Raw genomic sequence first — 25,190 nt, 5'->3', positions numbered from 1 at the left:
TTAGTAATTTTATCTTGAAGAATTTGAGTCTCTTAGATAAGATAATACATTACATAATTGTTTGCTAGTACTTTTTATATTGAACCAGTGGGTACTTGTCAAACTATGTATAACCAACCACACTGGAAATGGAAATCAAAAAAATGTCAGAAAATTTCAAAGAACTATTTGAGCAATCTCTAAAACAAACAGAGATGAGAATAGGTAAAATCATCGAAGCAACTGTAGTAAGCATAGACAAAGAATTTGCAATGATTGATGCTGGTCTTAAGTCAGAATCTTTCATTCCTGTTTCTTCTCTAAAAAACAGTAATGGCGAACTAGAAGTAGCTGCTGGTGATAAAATCAACGTTGTTTTAGAAGCTCTAGACAACAGCTGCGGTGAAACTAGATTATCAAGAGATAAGGCTAAGAAAATCGAGCTTTGGGATAGAATCGAAAAAGCATTCGAAAACAATGAAACTGTTCTTGGTAAAATCACTAATCATGTTCGTGGTGGTTACACTATGGATGTTGAAGGCTTAAGAGCATTCTTACCTGGTTCACTAGTTGATACAAGACCTATCAAAGATGTAGCTCATTTAGAAGACAAAGATATCGAATTAAAAGTTGTTAAAATCGATACTAAGAGAAACAATATCGTTGTTTCTAGAAAAGCAGTTATCGAAGAAAACAATTCTGGCGATAGAGATGCTATGTTAGAGAAAATCTCTGAAGGTAGTGTTCTTCAAGGTATCGTTAAAAACATCACTGATTTCGGTGCGTTTATTGATCTTGGTGGAGTTGATGGTTTATTACACATCACAGATATCTCTTGGAGCAGAATCAGCCACCCTACAGATGTACTATCTATCGGCCAAGAAATCGATGTTAAAGTAATCAAGTTCGACAAAGAGAAACAAAGAATATCTCTAGGTATCAAACAACTTGGTGAAGATCCATGGTTAAATATTGCTAACGAGCTTCCTGTAGGTGCTAAGCTTATGGGTACAGTAACTAACATTACTGACTATGGTTGTTTTGTTAAGTTAAAAGAAGGTATCGAAGGTCTTGTTCATACATCTGAAATGGATTGGACTAATAAGAACGTTAACCCTCATAAAGCTGTATCAATCGGTCAAGAAGTTGAAGTTATCGTACTTGAGTTAGATGCTGATAATCACAGAATCTCTCTAGGTATCAAGCAATGTAGAGCTAACCCTTGGAATGAATTTGAGAAAAACTACAAGCCTGGCGATAAAGTAACTGGTAAGATTAGATCAATCACTGAGTTTGGTGTATTCATCGGTTTAGAAGGTGGTATTGATGGTCTTGTACATATTTCAGATGTTGCATGGGATAACCCAGCTAAAGCAATCAAAGAGCTTAAGAAAGGTGATGATGTAGAAGCTGTATTAGTTTCTGTAAACACTGATCTTGAGAGAATCGCTCTTAGCATGAAGCAACTTTCTGAAGACCCATTCAAGAACTTCATAAACATTCACCCTAAAGGTTCTTTAGTAAAAGGTAACGTTACTAAAGTACAAGACAACGGTGCTGTAGTTATGCTTGACGCTGATAACAACATTGACGGTTTCATCAGAATTTCTGAAATTTCTGCTGAGCACACAAAAGATGTTCGTGATGAGCTAAGTGAAGGACAAGAAGTTGAAGCTAGAATCATCAATATTGATGCTAAGAAGAGAAGCATAGCTCTTTCTATCAAAGCTGTTGATGAAGATAATACTGCTGCAGGTAAGTCTAACTACAAAGTAGAACAAATGACTCCTACAACTCTTGGTGACCTAATCAAAGAGCAATTAAATAAGAAGTAATTCAACTTCGATCTTTAAGAATCTAAATTTACAAAACCTATAATCTATTTATAGCTTATAGGTTTTTTTATTTATAAAATGTAATAAAATATGTCTAGTTTATAAGCCAATAATATCTAACATATGCTTACAAAAGATTTGAATAAGATCATATCTGAGATTACAAATGATCAAGTTGTTAGTCTTCCAACCGATACAGTGTACGGTTTAAGTTGCAACATATCTGAAAATGCTGTCGAAAAAATTATTAATCTAAAAAAAAGAGACTCAAGCAAAGGGTTTATAATAATCTCCCATAACTACAAGCATTTACTAAAGTACGTAGATACTACGAAGTTATCAGAAGAGCAAATCAAAAAAATATGTACAGTACAGGAACAGCCTACAACATGGATTGTGCCAGGTAAAGTATCTATACAATGGTTAACCGGAGGTAAGCCAACTATTGCTGTACGCTTAGTTACCACTGAGATAATAACCGATATCTGTTCTAAAATTGATGATGCAATTATCTCAACTAGCGCAAATATATCAGGACGTGATTTTATCAATGACCCTCATTCAATTAATGAAATATTTAATAGTATCTACATACTAGAAACAGAAGTTAAGTCTTCACAACCATCTAGAATTATTGATATAATCACTGGAGACAGATATAGATGATTATAAAGTATTAAAAGTTTGATAATCGTCTTAAAATATAATAGGATTAAGGTTGTAAAATTCTTTCGAACTAATAGATAAAAAAGGAACAAAATGGAAAAAATTAATCATAAAGATATACAAGATAAATTATGGAGCAATGATGACGAAAGTAATTTATCTAACGAGCAGTATAATCAACTGCTGATCGAGCAATATAGAATATATGTTGAATTAACAGATAGAACTAGCTACAGAAGAATCGTAATTAACTTATTCTTTTTGGTTTTCAACCTTGTTCTTGTAGGTACAGTTGCTCTAGCAATTAGTAATAATATCAATGTTGAAAATCCACCATCTGGTATTCTTGTTACTATACCTTATTTCGCAGGACTAGTATTCTGTTATGCATGGTGGAAAATTATTAGGTTCTTCAGACATCATATACAGATAAAAAATAGTATCGTACCATCTCTTGAGAAGCGTCTTCCTTCAAAAGTATGGTTAACAGAAGAACATATCGCTGAACAAAAAGGATCTTTCAAGCCTATTAGAATTCTTGAGATTTATATGCCTTTTATCTTTATGGGTATTTATTCAGCTTTGTTCTTATTTGTTGAGCTTAACTGGCTTCCGCATACATTAAACTAATTTTTATTTCTAAGAGTTTCTTTTCATAACCATATTTCAAAATAAACTATTTTACTAGATTGCCTATCGCTTAGTTTAATGGGCTAACTATATTTTATAGCCGAAATATCATAGGTAACAAAACAGCTTAGAACTAGTGCTGAATATATGTTACTAAAATAAATTGAGCGTGATATTTTACCCCTGTGGTTGTATATAATTTAGTAGAAAAGGTTGTTGATAATTAGTGAGTGATTTTCTTTGCCTCTTTAGAAATATACTCATCATTAGTTTGCCAAAGCTTATTCAACCAAACTTGAAAATATTCCTTATCTGTTTCACTAGTAAAATAATCACCCATAGGCACTTCTGATATTGGAATAAGATCTACTTTAACTTTGATTTTTTTTGTCTTTCTAATCATATAATCCCACAAAGTTTGCTTTGGGTTATCATAAACTATAGTGGTATTTAAAACTCCTACCATTCTATCAGAGAGACTTTTTAAAATAACTGCTATGCCACCTGCTTTAGGATTAAGCAAGTTTTTGTAAGCACTTTTAAGAGCTTTGTGAGAAGTATATCTAGTACCCTCAACAAAATTAACGATAGTTGTTGGTCTAGAAGATAATTTTTTACAATACTCAACTGTTTTCTTAAGATCTTCACCTTTTTTCTCAGGATGCTTTTTAAGATATTCTTTCTTATAGCGCTTCATCGCAGGAAACTCTAAAGCCCAAGCAATCAAACCTAATACAGGTATGAAAAAAACCTGAAACTTCATAAAGAATTTAGGAAAGGCTATTTTTTTGTGAAAAATCATCATCAACACAAAAGTGTCAAGCCAACTTTTATGATTACATATAATAAGATATGAACCATTTTTATCTAACTCTTTATTTTGTTCAACCTCAATTTTAGTAGGTGAAAAAAACTTAGCAATTAGAATAACAAAACTTACCCATAAGCTCACAGAGTATTGAACAGCCGATGTACAGAAATACCTTATACTCTTTATAGGTATCAAAAGCTTAACTAACGAAAAAATAAATACTGGTATAAAAGCAATTATAGCTGTAGACATCAAACATACCAGCGAAAATAATCCATAGTAAGCGTACTTAATAACATTTATCATTGAGGACCGTTTAAATTATTGACTGTTGACTTAAATCTTACCATTAATAAAAACTTTTTTGAAAGACTATAAAAAATATTAATCACTTTTAGCTAATATTTTTTAAACAAAGATCTTATTTTTAAGGTACCATCATTATCGACAGTAATAGTTATAGCTCCATTAGCATATGTATCAAATACACTTATGTTAATGTTTTTATAAGTCTGTGGATTCAATAGCTGATCTGAAGTGTATATAAGATACTCACTACTAGGTTTAAAAAACTTAGTATCAATCACTAAAGGGCTAATCACTATATTCGGATTAATAATTCTATTATACAAAGTGTAAATTTGCTGCTGATACTTAGCATTTGAATTATCTGTAATTAAAAACTCCTCGTTATTATATTTAATTGAGATAAAACAACTTGTACCATTTGAGAGGAGTTTCACTTTTGTATTTTGACTTAAGTTGAAGCTATTCTTATAACTACACTTTTGAAATGGCTTCTCCGTCTTTAAATTTGTAATAATAGTTTCAATAGGAACTATCTGTCTAATAAAATCAGTGTTAAAGCCCTCATCATCAGCATCAACCACAATCATATAGTTAATCCGTTTAACTCCTACTAACCTCAAATAACTACCTAAAGCATTTGATAAAACATAATTATTAGCTAGATTCTTTGCCGAGATGTATAAAATATTTTGACCATTTTCCTCAATTAGCACTATTTGATTTTTAGTATCAAAAATATGGATTTGAAAATATTGATTCTTTTGCGAAGTATTTTCTGAAGATTGCAAAAATACTAAGCATAAAGCTAACCCAAGTACTCTAATTGAATTACTAAATGGGAAAATCACTAAAATAATCCCAAAAATAATAATTATAAGATTAAAAAATGAAAAATAACTCCAATATTCAATAAAACCAGCATAGCTTGTCAAAAAGCTTAAATAAGCAATTAATAGTTTAATAACTAAGCTAGGAACTATCCAGAAGCTTAGTCCAACATAAGAGAGCAGTAAACACACTAACAGTAATGGCACTATAACAAAACTAACTAATGGAATTGCAACGATATTTGCTAAAATCGAAATAACTGAGAACCCACCAAAATAATAAACTGAAATTGGCACTAAAAAGATTGCTAGATATATTTGTGCAAGTAATGTTTTTGCCAATTTTGACTTATATTGTTGTAGTACTATAGAGATAATAACCAAGAGCATAACAGCTGAAAAACTCAACCATAAGCTCACACTATATATTGATTCAAAATCAATCAATATTATAATACCTAAAGCTATACTCAGTGACTTAACTATCGAAATACGCTTACCCAACAACCATAAGAAAGCTACTACTAAAAGCATTATCAATGCTCGTTGAGTTGGTAAGCTAAAACCTGCTAATAAACTATATATAAAAGCCACTATCACAGAGGCGATAACACCAGCATATTGTGCTGGCAACTTACGACATAAGCGTGGAGATAATGACCATAAACCTCTAAAAAGAGCAAAAGCAATAAATGCCAAAAGCCCAATGTGTAATCCTGAAATTACCATAAGATGCGATGTACCAGAACTTATCAACAAATTTTGCTGAGATTGACTAAACTCTTTATCACCGATAAGTAATGCTAGAATATAAGGTTTAAATTCATTTCCTTGCAAATCTTTTTCTAGTTTATTAAATAAATAATACCTTATCCTTTCTGGCAAGTATAAGCTTGCTGTGCCTTTGTAGATAATATCCGTATTATCCACCATCCGCCCTATGGCAACAATATCATTATGATCTAAATATTCAGAATAGTTAAAAGCCTCTACATTATCATACTCTTGAGGTTTATGTACTTTTGCTTCTAACTCTAGCTTATTTGCTGGTATCAAATAATGTCGATATGACTTATTAGCCTTTAATAAGATATCTCCATATTTATAACTATGAAAAATAAACTGATAATAGTTATCTTCTAACTTAGGAATACTACCAACTACTCCTGTTAATAAGATATTCTGATTATATTTAAAATCTTCAATTTCATCGTATGAATAACAAGAATAAACACTCATAAACAAAAGCATTATAAGCAAACATTTTTTGTATAACATATGACAAATAACGACTCTTCCCTTATTTTTATATTAGCTTAATTCAACGATAACTAATAGCTTAAAAAATACTAAGTTTAATCATAATAAAAATTCTTGCATTTTATAAAAAAAAGCAGATAATACGCTCGCATTAATCTCAACATAAGGTTATATGAAACCCTTAAAAATACTTATTGATAATCAAGACACATGGTCACCATACTATCCATATTCAAACTTAGAAACTACACATCAATATTTACAGAACATTAGTAACAAGCCTAACTATATCATTAACTTATCTGAGCAAATGAATTATCTTGAGCAAGGCTATTACGCTTGTCTTTTAGCACACTCAAATAAAGATACTATTATACCTACTGTTGAAACACTCAATAGCATTAGCCACTTTGAAGAAACTCAATTATCTAATTTAATTAATAGTAGAGAGCATAAATCGTTAAACGCTTTAAATACAAACCTATTAGCTATCAAGATTTTCTTTGGAATAGCTAACCTAAAAGGTATAGAAAAAATTGCTAAAAAAATATTTGAAAAATATCCAGCACCAATATTAGAAGTAACTTTAGAAAAGCAAAATTCATTATGGAAAATAAAAACTATTAAAATTGGGCATATCTCTTCTCTAAATGATAATGAGCAGACTATATTTGCAAATGCTCTTAATAATTTTAGTAGCAAAGTTTGGCGTAAGCGAAAAATCAAAAAAAACTACTCCTATGATTTAGCCATACTACATGATCCTAATGAAATATTACCTCCAAGTGATGCTAAAGCTCTTAAAAATTTCCAAAAAGCAGCTCACGATTTAGGTATTTATACTGATCTCATTACCAAAGATGATTATATGAGTCTGCTTGAATATGATGGACTTTTCATCAGAACAACAACATCTATTAATCACTACAGTTACAGTTTTGCTAAAAAAGCTGAGGACAATAACCTAGTGGTTATAGATGATACAAAATCCATAACTTGCTGTACCAACAAGGTTTATTTACACAACCTAATGATTAAAAATAAAATACCGACCCCAGAAGGTAAACTTATTTTTAAAAATGATAACTTTGCAGCTGAAGAATTAATCAGTGAGTTAGGTCTTCCTATAGTTTTGAAAATCCCAGATGGTTCATTTTCAAAAGGTGTTAAAAAAGCTAATTCGGCAGAGGAGCTCAAGCAAATTCTAGATACCATGTTCGAACAATCTTCGATCATAATAGCTCAGAAATATTACTATACTGATTTTGACTGGCGTATTGGTATATTGAACAATAAGCCAATATATGCGTGTAAATACTTTATGGCGAAAGGACATTGGCAAATTACCAATCATAATAAGAAAACTACTCAGCATGGAAACTCTGAAGCATTTGCGATCCATCAGGTTGATAAATCTGTGCTAAGAATAGCCCTTAAAGCCGCAAAAACTATCGGCAATGGACTATACGGTATTGATATAAAAGTTGTAGACAATAAACCTATTATAATAGAAATTAATGATAACCCATCCTTAGATTCGGATATTGAAGATGCTTATATTGGCGACCAACTTTATACGACTATAATGCTAGAATTTCTAAATAGAATGAACTACAAGAAGTTACCTTATGCAAATATCTAAGCCTCAATTAACTGATCTTCAAACACTTGTAGAACTTGAGAACTCTACTTTTTTGTCTGATAAAATTTCAAAAAAGCAATTTGTCTGTAATATTAATAAGCAAAAATACTTTTTTGTAGCTAAAATCAACAATGAACTTGCTGGATATATTTTATGCTTTGAGTATAAAAAAACTATTAGAGTATACTCTATTGCTGTTAGTAAAAATTATCAAGGTCAAGGTATTGGTAAAAAACTATTAGAATACATTTTAAACAACTCTGACAAAAATATTGCACTAGAAGTAAATACAAACAATCTAATAGCTATCTCTTTATATCAGAAGCTAGGATTTGTTATAAATAAGCAGATTAATAGCTATTATGAGAATGGCGATTCTGCTTATAAAATGATTCTTATAAGAAAAAACTCAAGTTAATCGACTCTTTCTAAGGTAATTACTATAAAATCTGCTAAAACATATTGCAAAACATGATTTATAGCGCTAGAATCTCCGCAAAATAAGCGCTACTGTAGTAGCAACCTCTCACAAGGAGGCATCAAATGTTTATAACTCACACACTACAACCTCCGAGTTGTTAGTCACAACTAACTTCATATAACTAATTTTGTGTAATCAGTTTAAGGGCTATTTTTAACCAAATATATCCTTAGGTTGCCTGTATAGGGATAGTTGTATCTAAAGCTAAATTACTTACAAATAGTCTATTTATTTAATTCAAGTTAATGAATTAGAAATAGACTTGTAATACTTTTATAGCCATTAAGATATATAAGCCCTATAAGTTCATATAATCACAAAATTAGTAACTCTAAGATAACTTGATTCGATTACTAAGGAGAATAATAATGTTCGCAAGTTATACAATAACAAAAAAGAGATTTCTACCAAATAAAGCTGATGTGATTATAGTAGCTTTAATATTAGTTGTTAGCGCACTAGCTTATTATGCTTGGAATGATATGCATCAATCATTTATTGATGCTTCATCAGTTTCAGCAATATCACTTGATCCAAGCCACTTACCATACTATATGTTGCGTACTACTATGCGATTGATTATAGGTATGATATTTTCATTTGCTTTTGCATTGATAGCTGGATATGCATGCGCTAAGAATAAACACTTCGCTAGAGTATGTTTGCCAATCATAAATTTCCTAGAATCTGCACCTTTATTAGGATTTTTGACATTTACCACCGCGTTTTTTCTTTTTCTATTTCCACACTCAATTATGGGTTTAGAAGCTGCAGCAATCTTTGGGATATTTACATCTCAAGCTTGGAATATGGCACTAATCTTATACCAAACTATACGAATAGTGCCTGCAGAGCTAACAGAAGCTGCAACTGCTTTCAAACTCAATGCATGGCAAAGATTTTGGAAGATTGAACTACCTTATTCGGTACCTGGTTTACTTTGGAATATTATGGTTTCTCAATCAGCTGCTTGGTTCGCTATCACAGCTAGTGAAGCTATCCCGACTATCACAGGCGATGTTAGCTTACCTGGTATAGGCTCGTATATAGCACTGGCATTAACTGACTCAAATATAACAGCTATCTTATATGCTCTTGTGACCATTATCATTAATATAGCTCTATTTGATCAGCTACTTTTTAGACCTTTAGTCAAATGGTCAGAGAAATTCAAATACGAATCTATCAACAATAAAACTACAGACAGCCCTTGGCTTTATCGCTCATATAAAAAATCTCAATTTGTAAATGCTATAAAGCCTATTTTCAGCACTATTGTATTTTGGTTAATTAATGGCGCTAGCTTTTTAAATAAAAAAATTAATCTCAAATCACCGATTAGAGATATCAAGATATTGAAAAAGCTTAGCTATATTGCTTGGTATATAGTAATTATCTCAGCATGTGTATGGGCAGGTAATGCTCTGTGGCACTTCTTCCCAGATGGTGATATGAGTTATTTGATACCACTAATGATAGAGACAACTGTTCGTGTGACTATCGCCATGATGATAAGTGTCTCTATATGCACACCATTAGGCATATGGATAGGTATGTCGAGCAAACGCACAAAAGCTATTCAGCCAATAATACAAATAGGCGCAGCAATACCACAACCGATATTTTTCCCGATTGTTGCTGTACTTATATTAGGTGGTGGTGGATCACTAAATGTTTGGTGTATTCCATTAATAATGACAGGAACCTCTTGGTATGTACTATTTAATGTAATTGCTGGTGTGTCTAGCTTGCCTACAGAAATAATAGAAATGACAAAATCTTTCCATCTAAAAGGTTGGAAATGGTGGTTTAAGTTTGCAATACCTGCTGTATTTCCATATATAGTCTGCGGAATTATTAGTGCTGCAGGTGGCGCTTGGAACTCGGCAATTGCAGCTGAATTGGTAATATGGGGCTCAAATACTATTAAGGTAGATGGAATTGGCGCACTGGTATCTACCACAACAGGCAATAACCAACTTCATGAAGCAGCTCTAGCGGTAGTTGCATTGTGCTCATTAGTGGCTTTGTGTGTGATATTTATCTGGAAGCCATTATATAAACTTGCTGAAACAAAATACAAATGTAACTAATCCCTAAATATCTAAAAGGAGAATGAACATGACTGAATTTAAAAATAACACGTTAATAAATTGCTACGATATTTGCCTAGATTATAAGCAAGATAAAAAGAATATAAAAAGAGTAATCGAAAATCTAACTTTAAAAGTAAGAGAAAATGAGATAATCGCTATAGTTGGCAAATCAGGAGCAGGAAAATCTAGTCTTGTAAGAATACTAAGCGGACTATTAAAACCAACTTCTGGAAAACTTTTTTATAAGGGTTCGGCTATTGATGGTCCTTTAGAAAACATCGGTATGGTTTTTCAAAACTTTGCCCTTCTACCATGGCTAAATGTTTTAGAAAATGTTCTTTTTGGTGCAGACTCTCTTGGCATACCTAGATCACAAAGCAAACCTAAAGCTCTTGAGATTATCAAAAAGATTGGCTTAAATGGTTTTGAGGATGCCTATGTAAGTGAACTATCTGGTGGCATGAAACAACGCGTAGGATTTGCTAGAGCACTAATGATTGAGCCAGAGATTCTATTTCTTGATGAGCCTTTCTCATCACTTGATATAGTCACTGCTAAAACTCTAAGAGATGACATTATGCGTCTATGGCATACTGGTCAAGCTAAGACAAAAGCAATTGTTCTTGTTACACACAATATTGAAGAAGCTGTAAATATGGCAGATAGAGTAATAATTCTTGATAGTAATCCAGGACGTATAGCATCAGAAAAAACTATAGAACTTAACTATCCTCGTGATCTCGAATGTGATTCAACTAGAATAGTTATTAAAGATATTAGCTCGACTCTACATGCTATTAATCAGTAATGAAAAAACTGTGCAATAATGCTTTGTATGAATATCTGAATACAAAATAGACCAATTAATACAATAATTGGAGAAAAATCAAATCCTGAATTAGTTGGTTTGATTATATTTCTAGCTCTTGATAATAATGGCTCCGTAACTTGATATATAACCATAATAATTGGATTATAGCCTCCTTGAACAAACCAACTAGATATTGCTCTTATTATTATCAAATATACATACATATTAATAACTGCAAAAACTATATCAATCAGCGGTTTAAAGAAAATAAACATCAAACTAAGACCTATCCCATTTAATAAGCCTACAAGTAAGTCCTGCACCACAAAAACAATATACACAGCTACTATACATGACCAATCTAGATTCAAAAATCCTGGTATAAATTTTCTGAGAGGTAATATAGCAGCATTTGTCGCTCGCATAATCATCTGACAAATTGGATTATAAAAATCTGCTTTTACCCACTGTAAGAAAAATCTAAACAGTAGTATAAAAGCATAAATGCCAAAGACAATATCTATCAAAAAAGTCGCTACATTAATCAAACCATTTAACATTTATATTTTCCTTTTATTTTTGCTGGCTAATAAAGTTCAAACCTGCAACTATCGCCTCTACTTGAGCAAGTATACATTCTTGAGGATTTGTTCTTGGACTATCTGGATAAACCTCCGTCGTAGTTGTATACTCAGCATTTGATAAAGACATGCATAATTTTTCTTTGTCTGAATCACATGCCATAATTCCATCTCTGATAATATCATCACCTAATATATTTATGCTAGGATCAGTAGGAGCAATATGAGTAACTTTTGCTACTGCATCAATTATATATTTCTGGAAGTCATAGTGTGGATTTCTATTGTTAGCAACTAAATAAAATCCATCTGGAATACCCCATTTATCTATAGTTATACCCTCACGAGCTGCTAATGCTGGTCTAAATTCACTGTCATCAGTATCTGTTGTCTCATGCAAATCTATATGCATCAGAAGTTCAATATTCAACGAGTTAATATATTTCATTGCAAAAACCGACTCATCACAACCACTCTCTAGATAGAACGATCTATTAGGATCCATAGCATTAGGATTCCAGCGGTTAATTGTTTCATATCCCCAAGGACTTAAGCAAGGCAGGATCAAGATATTATAATCACTTGCAAACTCTTTTGCTCTAGTTGCAGCAAAACTAATAGCTCCTTGTACACCACTTGTTTCATAGCCATGTACTCCGCCTGTAACTAAAACATAGGGCTTACTAGCATCCCAGTTTTTAGTTTTAAGTGCATACAACTTATAACTGCCTACTGGATAATCAAGCTCTCCATAGACATCGATATCAAAATCATTTGATAGTGCCAAAATTTTTTTTTCAGCTTCTTCTTTGTACGATCTTTTTTTGCTTTGCTCTGATAACCATTGGACTTTTTCTTCAGAGCCCCACTTTTTACCAGGTGTTCCAATATGATATTGTGTAGACATATTAATTCCGTATAATAAAATTCATTTATGCAAATAGTATAACGATTAATAGCCTGTCTCTGCAAAATTTTATTTATTATTTATCAAAAACTTATAAGTTCTGACTTAATTTAGAAAATTAAAGAAAAAAACTTTATTATCTTTAAAAATTTTAAGCTTTTGCAATTATTTTTATGAGGAATTTTTATGGCTGGGCTACCAGGATTCGAACCTGGGAATGACGGGATCAAAACCCGTTGCCTTACCGCTTGGCGATAGCCCAACATAGACACTAACGAAAGTTAGTACGCATAGTTTAATGTTTTGACTACCCATTTGTCAAGAGATTTATCAACTTTTCTTGCAAGTTGTTGTAGTTTATTAAGATCTTTAGAAAGTAGATAAAAGCATGAGCCTGTACCAGTCATTCTAAAATCCTGATCAATCTCATCTAGCTGGCTTTTAAACTCAGGATATTTTGCAAAAAAAACATTTTCAAAGTCATTATGCATAACACTAGTATCAAAACTTAAATCTCTCGGTAGCATATTCTTTGTCTTTACTAAACTTTCACTCTCAAAAAACTCTTTAGTACTAATATGAATATTAGGTTTAACTAGCAATACATATTGTTGCTCAAAATCCTTAGAGTACAAAACATCTCCAATTCCTTCAGCCCATGCTGACCTACCATATACAAATATAGGCACATCTGCACCAAGCTTCGTAGCTAATGGTATCATCTGCTCGTTTGATAGTTCTGGCAAGTAATAATCACGTAGTGCTATTAAGGTCGTTGCAGCATTTGAGCTTCCTCCTCCAAGACCGGCACCCATTGGTATATTTTTGATAATATCAATATCAACACCTACACTCTCTATTTTATAGACTTTCTGAAACTCTTTGACAGCTTTATAAATTAGATTATCTTCTTTTGAAGCTATTTGTATATTACTTGTAATTTCAATTTTATTAGAGTTATTAAATCTAAAGCTAATATGATCTTTTAGATCCAAAAAAGTAAACCAAGTTTGTAAATTATGATAGCCATCATCTCGCTTATTCAATATATGCAAAAACAAATTAATTTTTGCATAACTTTGATAATTCTTAAGTTTTATATTTGCCATGATTTTATAATGATCTTTAATATTAGATTCTCTCTAGTCATTCTAATTTTAGCCGGCAACGGATACTTAGAATCAACTAACTCATAGTTTTGATAAGAAATATCCCAACCATTTTGAGATAATTTACTTAGCAACCCTTTTGAATTTAGCTCTGTATTATGTTTAATATTTGGTATAGCTATAGCTTTGATCCAGTACTTAAGTCCATCAACAGGAACATACCAGCCTAATTGCTCCAGCATTAAAGTTTTAGCATCTTTAGCCGTTATCTTCTGACCTTTGCTATTTTCAAGCGATACCTCATTAGCATCTCCATTTATTTCAATACTTCCTATACCCAAAGGACCATACAGGCTAATACTGAAATTATCACCATCTTGAGCATATACATAATTAGCAGACTCTGCCTGATTATTATAAATAATCCCAATAACTCCTTTTGCCTGCCACTTATTTAATTGCAAAAGCTCTTCAGATGTCAATTTTTGATCAAATGTAACATTATCCGCTATTGGAGTAACATTAGATTGCATACTAGCGCATGATACTAATAAAGATACGAATATCAAAACTAATACTAATCTAATCTTGAGCTTTATATCTATTTTTGACTTTAACATAATGCTCTGCATTTTCTTTGATAATTTGTCTCTCATGATCACTAATCGGTCTAATTTTTTTGACTGGCGAACCTAAATACATATAACCTGACTCTAGAATCTTACCCGGAGGAACCAAGCTTCCTGCTCCCAAAAAAACCCAAGACTCAACAACAGCTCCGTCAAGAATTATAGATCCCATGCCTATTAGACAATTATTTTTGATCTCACAACCATGCAATATCACACCATGACCTACTGTTACATCATCTCCAATGGTTAGTGGATATCCTTGACCTGAATCTTTTGGATATTCTGTAGTGTGTAGTGTACTACAGTCTTGAATATTAGTACCCTTTCCAATAGTTATTGTCAAAAGATCTCCTCTAACACTAACTTGTGGCCATACTGATGCATTCTCTTTTAAAATAACATCACCAATTACAGCTGCTGATTCATCAACATAAGCAGACTCATCAACCTTAGGTACTTTACCATTAAAACTTCTTATACATCTAGACATAACTGATCTCTAGTCTTATTAACATCATCCCTTAATGATACCAAACTATAGCTATCAAATCTTAGTCTTTTATCTTTATCAAATGGTTGAGCGTAACCATTATCATCAATAATAAAGAGTGCTATAGCATTAGGATTATCTTTAAAAAACTTCTCTAGTGGATAGTTAGGAGTAATATTCGTACTTCTAATCGAAGCTCCTTGATTTAGCCTATCTATCAAGGTATTAAAATCGACTCCTTCATCAAATAGCAGATTTGCTAGATTGGTTTCTATCGATCCTATACCTTTGTAGCTTTCTTTCTGAGATGCTCTTAATACAAAAACATTATTTGATCCGAACTCATATTTATACTTCATTGCGGACACAGCATTCACATACTCGCTTGTAGATAATCCTAGCATCGCCCCGATACCTACCAAATTAATACTCCAATCAGCATGAGCTGATACAGGACTACCATAATAAGTATTTAAACCCAGCTGACGACACTTCTGGACATTTGCCCATGATGAATCAGTAATTACAACCTCAATATCATTCCTGACCAACACCTCTGCTAATTCACGTGCAAACCTATTTCCACCTATTATCAAAAATCCTTTACCTTCAGGCTCTGTAACCTTAAGTAATTTTGAAATATATGGAGTAAATATACTCTGAAAAACTACAGTAAAAACAATTATCATAAAGACAAAAAATACTAAAGTATTTGCTTCACTATATAACTCAGGATGAGATTTAGTAATTCTTACAGCAACTAATGCCGCTACCGATGCCGCTACAATACCTCGAGGATATATAATTCCCATGACAATTCTTTCTGCGAAAGTTGTTTTAGATTTAATAGAGCATAATAGAACTACAATTGGGCGCAAAATAAACTGCAAAAATAAGAAAACCTCTATTAAGTCTAACCAATAATCCTTGAATAAACTAAAGTCTATCTCTGCTCCTAATACAATGAAAAGAACCGAGATAATAACAATACTTAGATTTTCTTTAAATGACAAAATATCAGACATTTTTATATCTTTCATATTAGCCATCACAAGACCAGCAACTGTTACCATCAACAATCCCGCACCGTGCATCATAGCATCAGTTATTATAAAACCTACCACTATTACCGCTAATACAAAAAAGCTTTTTAGATACTCAGGAATATAATGTCTTCTAAAGCTCAAGCCTATAAGATAACCAAAAACAAAACCTGAAGTTATACCTAAAATACATACAAAAATTATATATGCTATAAATATACTTGTTCCATTAGGCTGATTCGCATAGTTACCACCAATAACAAACCATGCCAACATGAAAACAACTACTAATGCACCTATCGGATCTACAAGTATAGATTCCCATTTTAGAATACTTGCAATATGTCTTTTGGGTCTAACAGTTCTCATTAGTGGTGGTACAACAGTTGGCCCACTTACGCATGTAATACCGCCTATAAGCATAGACAATTCTAAATTTAAACCAATGACATAATAACAGAACATTGCCGTAAGTATTACAGTAATTCCCAACCCTACAGTAGTCAAAAGTATCACAACACTACTAACACTCTTAATTTTACTAAAGTTAAGAGATAAACTACCTTCAAATAGAATAATAGCCACACAAATTGATACAAATGGAGACAATGCTTCACCAAAAATAATAGTACCATCTACGAGCTTAAATCCCTCTTGAAATATTACCTCAGATAAAGGTCCTAGAATAATCCCGCTAAGAATCAAAAATAATATCGATGGAAGCTTCAGCCTCCATGATAAAAACTGTGATACAATCGCGAAAAATAATATTAGACCTGATGCTAATAGAATATAGTTAGATGAGTGCTGAAATAGTTGCAAACTATTATCCAAAGTAGTAGCCCTTAATCAATTATTAATAATAGGATTTTAAACATTATAGCCTTATTAGCTTTTTTATCAATGACATAACATAGTATAGCGAGCTTTAAGTCATATCGATTCAACATTTTTATCGTATTTCTTCAACAAAAAATATACAATCTAAGTTGTTTTAACATCAATAGAAATATTATGGAAAATATCGCATTTAATAACCTAGAGTCAAAACAATTTATAAAATACATAGCTCCCGCAGCTCTTTTTATTACGTTAAAAATATTATGTGATCCGTTATTTCTTAACACTATAAGCATAGATTTTTGGGGTTTTCATTTAGTAATAACACAATCTTCTTTAGTTTATGCAGGAATTTTTGTGGTATTAGATGTTTGCTCAATAATTTATGGACTAAAAAATACCTACAAACTCATAATACTAGCAATGGTAATGGATGGTATATACTCTTTTGGGGTTTACTCATCATCATTTTTTCATTTAGCTGATGTATCAATAATTGGCGATAATAATCACTTACGATCAAGTGCTATACACCAAATCGCTGAGCCGACGATACTGCTATTTTTATCAGGAATGTTAAGCACCTTTGTGACAAATCTAGCAGAAGTCTCAATTTTTAGTTGGATTTATAAGAAACTCTTAAAAAATAATATCTTCTTCTCAACTATAATAAGTGTTGCGATAGTTATATTGATAAACAATATTGTAATGCTTCCTATTATGATAAAAGATAAAAGTGTGTTGTGGACTATGTATTGGTCAAACTTCACGATTAATATGATATTTATAACAGCCTATACAAGCATATATCTGATATTCTTCAAAAATATCTACACATCAGCAAAAGTCTCTACAAAAGGTTAAATCCATACAGTTTATTAGCTGTATTAAAAAATATATCTTGCTGTGATTTAGCATCTGTAAATGTGCTATAAACCATATCAAACCACTTATTATAATTATCTTTATTTGATACAGGGTAATTAGAACCATAACAAAGTTTAGATGTATCAACACTATCTCTTATCTCATCTAAAATCTCTTTAATATCGTCCTCGTCATTATTTAGATCTCCTCCTGACAGCTTTAGATATAGATTTTGATGATTATCAACATACCTAAGCAAATCTCTCCAATACAGAAGATTATCATTTCTTGTTTTTATAGGTAGCCCAAAATGCTCAACACAACAAGTCACATTTGATTTAAGAATATCTAATACAGCACTAACAAATTGTTGGGGATACATCTGACATTCAAATATCATATTATACCTTTTTAGGATGACTAATTTTTCAAACAAGTCTGATGGAATTTCTTTATCAAAAGGGCTATATTTGGCATCAAAGTCCTTAGACATTATTTGTCGAACACCTACTATATCTTTATAATATGACAGTTCAATTATTTTTTGCTCGAATGATTGTACACTCTGTGTAAAGTCTACAAATGCAATAACTTTTATATTTTTGTTGCTAAAATTAGCAACTAACCACTTATATTCACATAAATGGTCAACATCTTCAGTATGAGCTTCTATATGTACAAAGTCATCTATTTTAAAATCAGACGGTAATACTTTTGTAGGCAAGTCAGTATCCTTGACCCATCTATTGTAACCATTATCAATATCCCAAAAGTGAATATGTGAATCAATTATTCTTTGCATAATAGTTATCTCGCTGTATAGCCACCATCTACAGGAACTAAAGATCCAGTCATAAATGAACTTTTATCACTCAAAAGAAAAATCACAACATTAGCAACCTCTTCTGCAGTGGCTACTCTGTTAATAGGTATTTCTTTTGCCTCACTTTTCTCGATATCGGCTAAATCAATTCCACTTACTAAAGAGTATTTTTCTATTGCCTTTCTATACAGTGGAGTATCTGTAGTACTAGGACAAACAGTATTTACTCTTATATTTTTAGGTGCTAAATCTAGTGCTAATGATTTTGTAATCTGTGCTATAGCACCTTTAGTTAAACCATAAGCAAAATTATTGGTTTTTCCAACAAAGCATTGATCTGAACCATTAAAAACTATAGAAGCTCCTGATTTAATATTCTCAGCCAAAGATTTCAAAATGACCACACTAGATATTAGGTTGATTGATATACACTTATTTATTTCATCCAAAGACTGAGAAAATATCGACCCACTTTGATGAATTCCAGCATTAAAGAATACTCCATCAAAATCTATACCTTTTGGCAAAATAGCATCAATATCCATATATTTAGACAAATCAAACTTGATAAATATCTCTTTTTCAAGAACTTCTTCTGGAGTGACAATATCTATGTTATAAACAGTAAAACCTTCTGATACCAACTGATTCAAAACAGCTCTACCGATACCTGAACTTGCTCCTGTGATTAAATAATTCTTTGTACGCATGGAATAAATCTCTTTGGAAAATAAAAATAATGAAACATATATTAACAGTATTTTATCATAAACATGCTATGATATTGATAGGCTAAAACACTTTATAGTTTATAGGTTCTACTCTAGATATATACCGATAAATCCAACGTTAACGTATTCATATGCTCACCATTATATAACCTCTGATATGAGTATTCTGGACCAAATAAAACATTATTGTCAAAATATGCCCTTTGTGCCGATGCAATCATCTGATTTTTGATTCCTGAAGATGTAAGACCAAATGTTGGAGATGCGTTTGATGTTGGCATAGGTATATTCTCAGCATTATATGATTGACCATACGTAATGTTAAAGTTAGTATCTCTTCCACCTAAGGTAAGAGCATAAGCTACACCTAAATACCACGCACCAGTATTTACACTAGACCCATTTTTGTGAAAATCTTGTTTATTTGTTGTAGCTGACCACCCACCTTGCAGCTGCCAGATTCCTCCAAGCATTGAATATGCCATAGTACCATCAAAGTTTAACACGCCAATGTTCTTTTCACTCTCTCCAATATTATCTAAGAATTGAGAAATACTTCCATTACCAGCACCAGCAATATTAAAAACATATCCAGCATTAAAACCAACTGATAAATCTTCTGTCCAAGAATCTGTATAGAAAAATCCAGCTGAAAAATTAGCTCTTTTATCATCTGAGCCAAAAACTGTAATATTAGTGTTTATAATATCATTCTTATAGTTTAACGAAACGTTAGTAACTTTATCAGGAGATAAAAACTCATCGATAATACCACTAGTCCAAGGTCCACCACCACCATAAGATCCTACTGAAAGCTTATTCCTACCAGCAGTTACAAAAAATGGAGATGTATCTAAATTACCAAAGATGACAAAAGCATTCCCTAAACCGAATCCTCCTGTTTCATCTGTATCAAAATCAAATTGAGCTGTTACATAATGACCTAAATTAGATAAAAAATATAGTTTCGAATTAGTTAGGTAAATATTTTGACCATTAGCAGGAAAATTCGGAGCACCCCCTGCTCTACTTATTTGACTTCCAAACCATGTTTGGGCATCCGCTTCTATATAACCACCAAAAAATACTGAATAATCATCAAAAGTATCTCTTTGTCCTAATATTGTCGATGCAAAAAGATTACTTGAAATCATTCCTATAGGTATACTGTTGTTACCCGAATATGATCCTAAATAAGTTATTTGACCTTGAGTCGTAATTGCAGGTGTCCCACCAACATCAATTCTGCCATTTGATACAAAGACTCCTTGAGAGCCTGTACTATCTCCTAAGGATTGGCCATCACTAGCTATATTAGAAGCTATATCTTGGGGAGTTATCCCTCCTAACTCAAGCTGATTAAAGCTATCATTAGCTATTTTCTGACGATAAGTACTAAATTGTGACTTATTATTAGCTTCTACATTTTGAGACTGGACTTTACCAATTTCTTGTTTAAGTATAGAAATTTGTTGCTGAAGATCAGAAATTATTTGCATTTCCTGCTTTGACAAGCCTGATTTCTCACTAGGTTCACTAGCATATACTTTTATTGTGATTAAAAAAAATAATATAAGTATTGATTTAGAAAATAGTTTCACATAATCAAATCTTTGAATAAAAGTTGAAATAGATTACTTTATTTATGATAAACGCTAAATATTAATATTTGATGGCAGACATTAATTATTGATTGGAAAAAGAAGTTACATTTACATTTTTTTGATATATTCAGCAGCATTATCATCCAATGAGATAACACCTGTATTAGCATCATAGTAAACAAGCTCAGCATAACGAGCCCAGTCAATAAATGTATCAAAGACGCGCTCTGCAACTTCCATCGGATAATAATCATCAAGCTCAGCTAAGAATCTACTCTTAGGAGCTGATTGACTTTCTCTCTCACTTAAAACTTTAACAACATGACGAGCCAATGGAATATACTTTAAGAATAATCTCCCAAAAATAAACTTTCTTTCATCAATATTTGAATCAATAAACTTACGCCCCATAGCAGTCATTTTTATATCACCATCAGATACTTCTGCAAATCTTAAAATTGATAGAATCTCAATAATTGGGAATAAATCATCAATATCAAGATGTAGATCATCTGCTAACTGTGGTAGATCTACTGCCTCAACATCCTTGATCTCAGCCATCTCATCTAAAAGACCATTCATCTCTGAAATATCCACATCTGGTAAACGATAACCAATAGTTATGGCGGTCTTCTTATTCATACGCTCAGATAGCTCTTTAGTTTGAGCAGTAGTCATCATACGATAGACCTGATCTACCAGATCGGCTACGCTAGGATCTTGTGAGCTTCTTGGATGAGGAATATTTATCTTCAACTCACCGCGTATAAACCCCGGGTTACTCCCAAATATAATAATTCTATCTGCCGTCAAAACAGCTTCTTCAATACTATGAGTAACATACAAAATACCTTTCATTGCCTCATTATTTTCCCAAAGATCAAGTAAGTCTTCTCTAAGGTTCTCAGCTGTAAGAATATCAAGAGCAGAAAAAGGTTCATCCATCAACAAAACATCTGGCTCTAGTACAAGAGCTCTAGCAAAACCAACTCGCTGTTTCATACCTCCAGAAAGTTCTTTTGGATAAGCATTTTCGAAACCATCAAGACCTACCATATCGATTGCTTTCAATGCTCTTTTTCTACGCTCTTTTGCTGGAATATTACGTGCTTCAAGACCTAGTTCAACATTTTGTAGAACTGTAAGCCATGGCATAAGCGCAAAGCTTTGAAAGACCATTGAAATATCTGGAACAGGAGCCGAGACTTTCTTACCTCTATACATTACTTCACCTGAACTTGGGCTTAATAAACCAGCAATAATTCTAAGTAAAGTTGACTTACCAGAGCCAGATTTACCAAGCAACGCAACAATCTCACCTTCATGTAAAGTAAAGTCTATATTATCTAGTACTTTAAGTGTATGACCACCTTTGATGTTAAATTGCTTATTAACTTTTTCTACTGTAAAAATTTTTTTTGAACTCATTTTCTAAAAATCTCCTATGCTTACATATTCATACTAAAGCGATTTTCTGCATAGTTATATAATCTGCGCCAGAATAGTTTATTAGATGCTACTACCAATACACACATTACTATCACTCCCAACAAGACATTTGCCGTATGATCTCCCTGAAGGTTTGTATAATATGTAATATAATCTCCAAGACCTGATGCTTGAATTATTGACTGATCTCCTGTTCCCCAATTGATATATTCACACACAATACTAGCATTCCATGCACCACCTGCAGCAGTGATTGCTCCTGTGACATAATATGGCATAACTGCTGGGAACAAATACTTACGCCATTTCATAAAGCCTTTTAATTGCATATTCTTAGCCGCTAATTTCAGCTCGTCTGGAATTGCTGAAGCACCGGCAATCACATTAAATAAGATATACCACTGTGTTCCAAGGGCCATCAATAAAATACACCAAATATTAAAATTAAGACCCAACGTAATCACTAATGTTCCGAAAATGCCATATAAAACGTTAACAGGGAATGCCGCTGCCATCTGTGCGTAAGGCTGTACTTTTTGAGCTATTCTAGGTCGCATACCAACCCAAACACCTATTGGGACCCAAATTATCGAAGTTATAAAAATAAGTACAATAACTCTGAAGCCTGTTAATAAACCATATCCAAAAACTTTAAAAGTTTCTGATAAACCGATATCTGAACCATTTCCATACACCGCTTGATAAGCAAAATAAAATAAACCGATAATTATCATCAACGTAAATATAGTCCATAATATCTTCTGTAATAATGTTTCTTGCTTTTCTTGTTTTCTATGGCGTGGTTGATTATAAACTTTGTTTAAATTTTTCTTAAAGAATCTTATATTAATTAAAGCTGAGCTTATACTTCCAAAGATGCTAGAAAAGAGTTTAGTTATTGCTGATTTTTGTAATATCTTCAAAAACCAAGACTTACTATAAACCTCTGATTGATTTTCACCTAGCACAAACTTCTCTGACCATACCACTAGTGGTCTAAACAATAACTGATCATATAATATGATAGTAACTAACATCATTACTATCGCTGCACCAACTGCTCTAAAATCTTGGGCATTATTTGCTGCATCTATAAATGATCCTATACCTGGTAAGTTAATTGGTATCGACTGCGAAGCACTAAAGTTAACAATGATTGTTTCTGATGCAACTATCATAAACCAACAAGCAGACATCGACATCATAGTATTCCAAACAAGTCCAGGCATAGAAAATGGTACTTCTACTTTCCAGAATCTCTGCCATGCCGAAAGCTGATACATATCAGCCGCTTCAACTAGCTCTTTGGGCACAGTTTTTAAAGATTGATAAAAACTTAGTATCATATTCCATGCTTGAGCCGTTATAATCCCGAATATTACAGCTGATTGCGCACCCCATAAGGAGCTTGGGAACAGAACTAAAAATCCAGTGACAGTGATAGCAAAGAAACCTAAAATAGGAATAGACTGCAAAATATCAACTGCTGGAATAATTATACTTTCGGCTCTTTTACTTTTGGCTGCTAATGCTCCAAATGTAAACGTAATTAGTAGTGAAATACCTAAGCCAATAAACATTCGCATTACTGTTTCTGCAGTATAATACGGCAAAAGCCAAAGATCTAAAGAAACTTCAGAATACTGCTGAACACTTGATTGACTAGTATAATCTATACTTCCGCCTAAGTCAGAAGTTGACCATACAAATACACTTAATATTAAAAGTATAATTGATAAAGCTAAAATATCCCACTTGGTACGAGAAACCTTCGCTGACATATTTGAATTGTATAACCTTTTCATATGTCAAAACCCTTTGGTTTTTTCAACAACGCCTTTAGTATATGCTATTTAGCTTTGTTTTTGTATTATAAATTTGATAATATTTTGCTAGAATCAAGGTAACTATAATCATTGTTAAATTGCCAAAATGAAAAAAGAACAAAAAGTTATAAAAGTAAATCCTGGTGAAAGAGTCTCTTGTCCTACTAAATACCATGAAAATTGGAATCTACATCCAAGAGTGTATATAGATCTTAAAGATAAGAAAACTAATACTTGCCCATACTGTGGCACAGTTTTTAAAGTAGAAAAATAATTAATCTTTTTCTATCTTTGCATCTTCATTGTTATCTTGACCTAACTGCTTTATAAAGTATGTCTTTACATCCTTATACTCACTTTGATAAATATCTACTTTGTCTCCTGAAGCATATTCAACATCTGTAAACTGCTCAAATGTTATCGGTGAAGATTTACCATCCTCTAAAACCTCAAACTGATATTTACCTTTTATTTTATCTACATCTTTAGTAGATGCGTAAATATAGCTACCGCCCGCACCTACCAATCCTCCTGTTCCTGCTCCAATAACGGCACCAGATCCAGCTCCTACAGCTGCTCCTACTGCGATACCTCCACCAACAGTTGCAGCAAAACATGGTGCCGCACCCAGACCAAGAGTAACAATAGTACACAAACCACCACCAATTATACCAAGCATTCCCCCTAACATTGCTCCACCCATAGCTCCAACGCCGGCTCCAACAACGGCCCCAGACCCGGCGCCAACACCTGTACCTGTAAGAACATCATCCTTAGTGTCTTGTTTTTTTATTTGCTCTTTAGTCAATAGCAGCTTCTCAGAAACGATTACTCCAGGCCCTACTTCTGTAATTTTTGGATTACTTGAACATCCTATTAACAATATTGACAAAACTATTACCGAATACTTCTTCATGATGCTCCTTATTTATTACGATCAA

23 protein-coding genes and 1 tRNA gene are annotated in these 25,190 nt (G+C 32.5%); 9 read left to right on the top strand and 15 right to left on the bottom strand.

The window, feature by feature from the left end; genetic code table 11:
- Positions 1–143: 143 nt before the first annotated feature.
- The 3 genes from rpsA (at position 144) to IMS64_RS00465 (ending at position 3,110) form a co-directional block, all read left to right on the top strand.
- Positions 144–1,814 carry a 30S ribosomal protein S1 gene (gene rpsA, locus IMS64_RS00475; RefSeq protein ID WP_004286697.1) on the top strand — a complete coding sequence of 557 codons (1,671 nt, stop codon included), beginning with the start codon at positions 144–146 and terminating at the stop codon, positions 1,812–1,814.
- A 123-nt stretch (positions 1,815–1,937) separates the two neighbouring features.
- On the top strand, positions 1,938–2,480 hold the full coding sequence (locus IMS64_RS00470) for an L-threonylcarbamoyladenylate synthase (RefSeq protein ID WP_211490596.1): 543 nt from the start codon (positions 1,938–1,940) through the stop codon (positions 2,478–2,480).
- Between the two features lie 93 nt (positions 2,481–2,573).
- Complete coding sequence (locus tag IMS64_RS00465; protein WP_012280106.1) at positions 2,574–3,110, top strand: intracellular proliferation membrane protein RipA; 537 nt, start codon at positions 2,574–2,576, stop codon at positions 3,108–3,110.
- A 223-nt stretch (positions 3,111–3,333) separates the two neighbouring features.
- Here the strand turns inward: IMS64_RS00465 and yihG are convergent, their stop codons facing one another.
- Positions 3,334–4,227, bottom strand: a complete 894-nt coding sequence (yihG, locus tag IMS64_RS00460; RefSeq protein ID WP_012280107.1) for a 1-acylglycerol-3-phosphate O-acyltransferase, YihG family — start codon at positions 4,225–4,227, stop codon at positions 3,334–3,336.
- A gap of 92 nt (positions 4,228–4,319) precedes the next feature.
- Complete coding sequence (locus tag IMS64_RS00455) at positions 4,320–6,335, bottom strand: ComEC/Rec2 family competence protein (RefSeq protein WP_211490595.1); 2,016 nt, start codon at positions 6,333–6,335, stop codon at positions 4,320–4,322.
- Between the two features lie 154 nt (positions 6,336–6,489).
- Here IMS64_RS00455 and IMS64_RS00450 point away from each other — a divergent pair, with 154 nt between their 5' ends.
- The 4 genes from IMS64_RS00450 (at position 6,490) to IMS64_RS00435 (ending at position 11,344) form a co-directional block, all read left to right on the top strand.
- Positions 6,490–7,959: a RimK family ATP-grasp domain-containing protein gene (locus IMS64_RS00450; protein ID WP_211490594.1), complete on the top strand. Its 1,470-nt coding sequence runs from the start codon at positions 6,490–6,492 to the stop codon at positions 7,957–7,959.
- Positions 7,946–8,377, top strand: a complete 432-nt coding sequence (locus tag IMS64_RS00445; protein WP_211490593.1) for a GNAT family N-acetyltransferase — start codon at positions 7,946–7,948, stop codon at positions 8,375–8,377. The genes IMS64_RS00450 and IMS64_RS00445 overlap by 14 nt, the downstream gene beginning before the upstream one ends.
- A gap of 431 nt (positions 8,378–8,808) precedes the next feature.
- The gene (locus IMS64_RS00440) at positions 8,809–10,533 is read left to right on the top strand and encodes an ABC transporter permease subunit (protein WP_211490592.1); all 1,725 of its coding nucleotides are present in this window, start codon (positions 8,809–8,811) and stop codon (positions 10,531–10,533) included.
- A 28-nt stretch (positions 10,534–10,561) separates the two neighbouring features.
- On the top strand, positions 10,562–11,344 hold the full coding sequence (locus tag IMS64_RS00435) for an ABC transporter ATP-binding protein (protein WP_004286705.1): 783 nt from the start codon (positions 10,562–10,564) through the stop codon (positions 11,342–11,344).
- Here the strand turns inward: IMS64_RS00435 and IMS64_RS00430 are convergent.
- From IMS64_RS00430 to IMS64_RS00400, 7 genes are all read right to left on the bottom strand, one after another.
- Entirely contained in the window at positions 11,338–11,907 is a 570-nt protein-coding gene (locus IMS64_RS00430) for a YggT family protein (RefSeq protein ID WP_013921934.1), read from the bottom strand. The genes IMS64_RS00435 and IMS64_RS00430 overlap by 7 nt on opposite strands.
- 13 nt (positions 11,908–11,920) lie before the next feature.
- The gene (locus tag IMS64_RS00425) at positions 11,921–12,835 is read right to left on the bottom strand and encodes a M14 family metallopeptidase (RefSeq protein ID WP_211490591.1); all 915 of its coding nucleotides are present in this window, start codon (positions 12,833–12,835) and stop codon (positions 11,921–11,923) included.
- A 187-nt stretch (positions 12,836–13,022) separates the two neighbouring features.
- A tRNA-Gln gene (locus IMS64_RS00420) sits at positions 13,023–13,097 on the bottom strand.
- Positions 13,098–13,116: 19 nt separating this feature from the next.
- Positions 13,117–13,944: a 4-(cytidine 5'-diphospho)-2-C-methyl-D-erythritol kinase gene (gene ispE, locus IMS64_RS00415; RefSeq protein WP_211490590.1), complete on the bottom strand. Its 828-nt coding sequence runs from the start codon at positions 13,942–13,944 to the stop codon at positions 13,117–13,119.
- On the bottom strand, positions 13,932–14,576 hold the full coding sequence (gene lolB, locus IMS64_RS00410) for a lipoprotein insertase outer membrane protein LolB (protein WP_211491069.1): 645 nt from the start codon (positions 14,574–14,576) through the stop codon (positions 13,932–13,934). The genes ispE and lolB overlap by 13 nt, the downstream gene beginning before the upstream one ends.
- Positions 14,527–15,066 (bottom strand): gamma carbonic anhydrase family protein, encoded by a 540-nt coding sequence (locus IMS64_RS00405; RefSeq protein WP_042517316.1) that lies wholly within the window; start codon positions 15,064–15,066, stop codon positions 14,527–14,529. Before IMS64_RS00405 ends, lolB begins: the two co-directional genes overlap by 50 nt.
- On the bottom strand, positions 15,051–16,931 hold the full coding sequence (locus tag IMS64_RS00400) for a cation:proton antiporter (protein WP_430886726.1): 1,881 nt from the start codon (positions 16,929–16,931) through the stop codon (positions 15,051–15,053). Before IMS64_RS00400 ends, IMS64_RS00405 begins: the two co-directional genes overlap by 16 nt.
- Positions 16,932–17,123: 192 nt before the next feature.
- Here IMS64_RS00400 and IMS64_RS00395 point away from each other — a divergent pair, with 192 nt between their 5' ends.
- The gene (locus IMS64_RS00395; protein WP_042524331.1) at positions 17,124–17,813 is read left to right on the top strand and encodes a VUT family protein; all 690 of its coding nucleotides are present in this window, start codon (positions 17,124–17,126) and stop codon (positions 17,811–17,813) included.
- On the opposite strand, the gene IMS64_RS00390 is transcribed toward IMS64_RS00395, so the two are convergent.
- From IMS64_RS00390 to IMS64_RS00370, 5 genes are all read right to left on the bottom strand, one after another.
- Positions 17,800–18,618, bottom strand: a complete 819-nt coding sequence (locus IMS64_RS00390; protein WP_211490588.1) for an amidohydrolase family protein — start codon at positions 18,616–18,618, stop codon at positions 17,800–17,802. The two genes, IMS64_RS00395 and IMS64_RS00390, sit on opposite strands and share 14 nt — an antisense overlap.
- A gap of 5 nt (positions 18,619–18,623) precedes the next feature.
- The gene (locus IMS64_RS00385; protein WP_211490587.1) at positions 18,624–19,349 is read right to left on the bottom strand and encodes an SDR family NAD(P)-dependent oxidoreductase; all 726 of its coding nucleotides are present in this window, start codon (positions 19,347–19,349) and stop codon (positions 18,624–18,626) included.
- A gap of 113 nt (positions 19,350–19,462) precedes the next feature.
- Positions 19,463–20,971 (bottom strand): DUF3573 domain-containing protein, encoded by a 1,509-nt coding sequence (locus tag IMS64_RS00380; protein WP_211490586.1) that lies wholly within the window; start codon positions 20,969–20,971, stop codon positions 19,463–19,465.
- A gap of 111 nt (positions 20,972–21,082) precedes the next feature.
- A complete protein-coding gene (locus IMS64_RS00375; protein WP_042517309.1) occupies positions 21,083–22,402 on the bottom strand; it encodes an ABC transporter ATP-binding protein in 1,320 nt (439 codons plus the stop codon).
- A 20-nt stretch (positions 22,403–22,422) separates the two neighbouring features.
- The gene (locus IMS64_RS00370; RefSeq protein WP_211490585.1) at positions 22,423–24,228 is read right to left on the bottom strand and encodes an ABC transporter permease; all 1,806 of its coding nucleotides are present in this window, start codon (positions 24,226–24,228) and stop codon (positions 22,423–22,425) included.
- Positions 24,229–24,355: 127 nt separating this feature from the next.
- On the opposite strand from IMS64_RS00370, the gene IMS64_RS00365 reads away from it, so the two are divergent.
- A complete protein-coding gene (locus IMS64_RS00365) occupies positions 24,356–24,523 on the top strand; it encodes a zinc-finger domain-containing protein (RefSeq protein WP_012280125.1) in 168 nt (55 codons plus the stop codon).
- Here IMS64_RS00365 and IMS64_RS00360 read toward each other — a convergent pair whose 3' ends face one another.
- Positions 24,524–25,165, bottom strand: coding sequence for a hypothetical protein (locus IMS64_RS00360; RefSeq protein ID WP_211490584.1), 642 nt, complete (start codon positions 25,163–25,165; stop codon positions 24,524–24,526).
- Between the last annotated feature and the right edge of the window lie 25 nt (positions 25,166–25,190).

Origin of the sequence: Francisella philomiragia (genome assembly GCF_018135955.1) — a bacterium.
Taxonomy (GTDB): domain Bacteria; phylum Pseudomonadota; class Gammaproteobacteria; order Francisellales; family Francisellaceae; genus Francisella; species Francisella philomiragia.
This window is presented reverse-complemented; position numbering and strand designations above follow the sequence as displayed.

What these genes read in the sequence shown, in the direction of transcription:
- rpsA (WP_004286697.1), top strand. Translation starts at nt 144, where the DNA reads ATGTCAGAAAATTTCAAAGAACTATTTGAGCAATCTCTAAAACAAACA.
- IMS64_RS00470 (WP_211490596.1), top strand. Translation starts at nt 1,938, where the DNA reads ATGCTTACAAAAGATTTGAATAAGATCATATCTGAGATTACAAATGAT.
- IMS64_RS00465 (WP_012280106.1), top strand. Translation starts at nt 2,574, where the DNA reads ATGGAAAAAATTAATCATAAAGATATACAAGATAAATTATGGAGCAAT.
- yihG (WP_012280107.1), bottom strand. Translation starts at nt 4,227, where the DNA reads ATGATAAATGTTATTAAGTACGCTTACTATGGATTATTTTCGCTGGTA.
- IMS64_RS00455 (WP_211490595.1), bottom strand. Translation starts at nt 6,335, where the DNA reads ATGTTATACAAAAAATGTTTGCTTATAATGCTTTTGTTTATGAGTGTT.
- IMS64_RS00450 (WP_211490594.1), top strand. Translation starts at nt 6,490, where the DNA reads ATGAAACCCTTAAAAATACTTATTGATAATCAAGACACATGGTCACCA.
- IMS64_RS00445 (WP_211490593.1), top strand. Translation starts at nt 7,946, where the DNA reads ATGCAAATATCTAAGCCTCAATTAACTGATCTTCAAACACTTGTAGAA.
- IMS64_RS00440 (WP_211490592.1), top strand. Translation starts at nt 8,809, where the DNA reads ATGTTCGCAAGTTATACAATAACAAAAAAGAGATTTCTACCAAATAAA.
- IMS64_RS00435 (WP_004286705.1), top strand. Translation starts at nt 10,562, where the DNA reads ATGACTGAATTTAAAAATAACACGTTAATAAATTGCTACGATATTTGC.
- IMS64_RS00430 (WP_013921934.1), bottom strand. Translation starts at nt 11,907, where the DNA reads ATGTTAAATGGTTTGATTAATGTAGCGACTTTTTTGATAGATATTGTC.
- IMS64_RS00425 (WP_211490591.1), bottom strand. Translation starts at nt 12,835, where the DNA reads ATGTCTACACAATATCATATTGGAACACCTGGTAAAAAGTGGGGCTCT.
- ispE (WP_211490590.1), bottom strand. Translation starts at nt 13,944, where the DNA reads ATGGCAAATATAAAACTTAAGAATTATCAAAGTTATGCAAAAATTAAT.
- lolB (WP_211491069.1), bottom strand. Translation starts at nt 14,576, where the DNA reads ATGCAGAGCATTATGTTAAAGTCAAAAATAGATATAAAGCTCAAGATT.
- IMS64_RS00405 (WP_042517316.1), bottom strand. Translation starts at nt 15,066, where the DNA reads ATGTCTAGATGTATAAGAAGTTTTAATGGTAAAGTACCTAAGGTTGAT.
- IMS64_RS00395 (WP_042524331.1), top strand. Translation starts at nt 17,124, where the DNA reads ATGGAAAATATCGCATTTAATAACCTAGAGTCAAAACAATTTATAAAA.
- IMS64_RS00390 (WP_211490588.1), bottom strand. Translation starts at nt 18,618, where the DNA reads ATGCAAAGAATAATTGATTCACATATTCACTTTTGGGATATTGATAAT.
- IMS64_RS00385 (WP_211490587.1), bottom strand. Translation starts at nt 19,349, where the DNA reads ATGCGTACAAAGAATTATTTAATCACAGGAGCAAGTTCAGGTATCGGT.
- IMS64_RS00375 (WP_042517309.1), bottom strand. Translation starts at nt 22,402, where the DNA reads ATGAGTTCAAAAAAAATTTTTACAGTAGAAAAAGTTAATAAGCAATTT.
- IMS64_RS00370 (WP_211490585.1), bottom strand. Translation starts at nt 24,228, where the DNA reads ATGAAAAGGTTATACAATTCAAATATGTCAGCGAAGGTTTCTCGTACC.
- IMS64_RS00365 (WP_012280125.1), top strand. Translation starts at nt 24,356, where the DNA reads ATGAAAAAAGAACAAAAAGTTATAAAAGTAAATCCTGGTGAAAGAGTC.
- IMS64_RS00360 (WP_211490584.1), bottom strand. Translation starts at nt 25,165, where the DNA reads ATGAAGAAGTATTCGGTAATAGTTTTGTCAATATTGTTAATAGGATGT.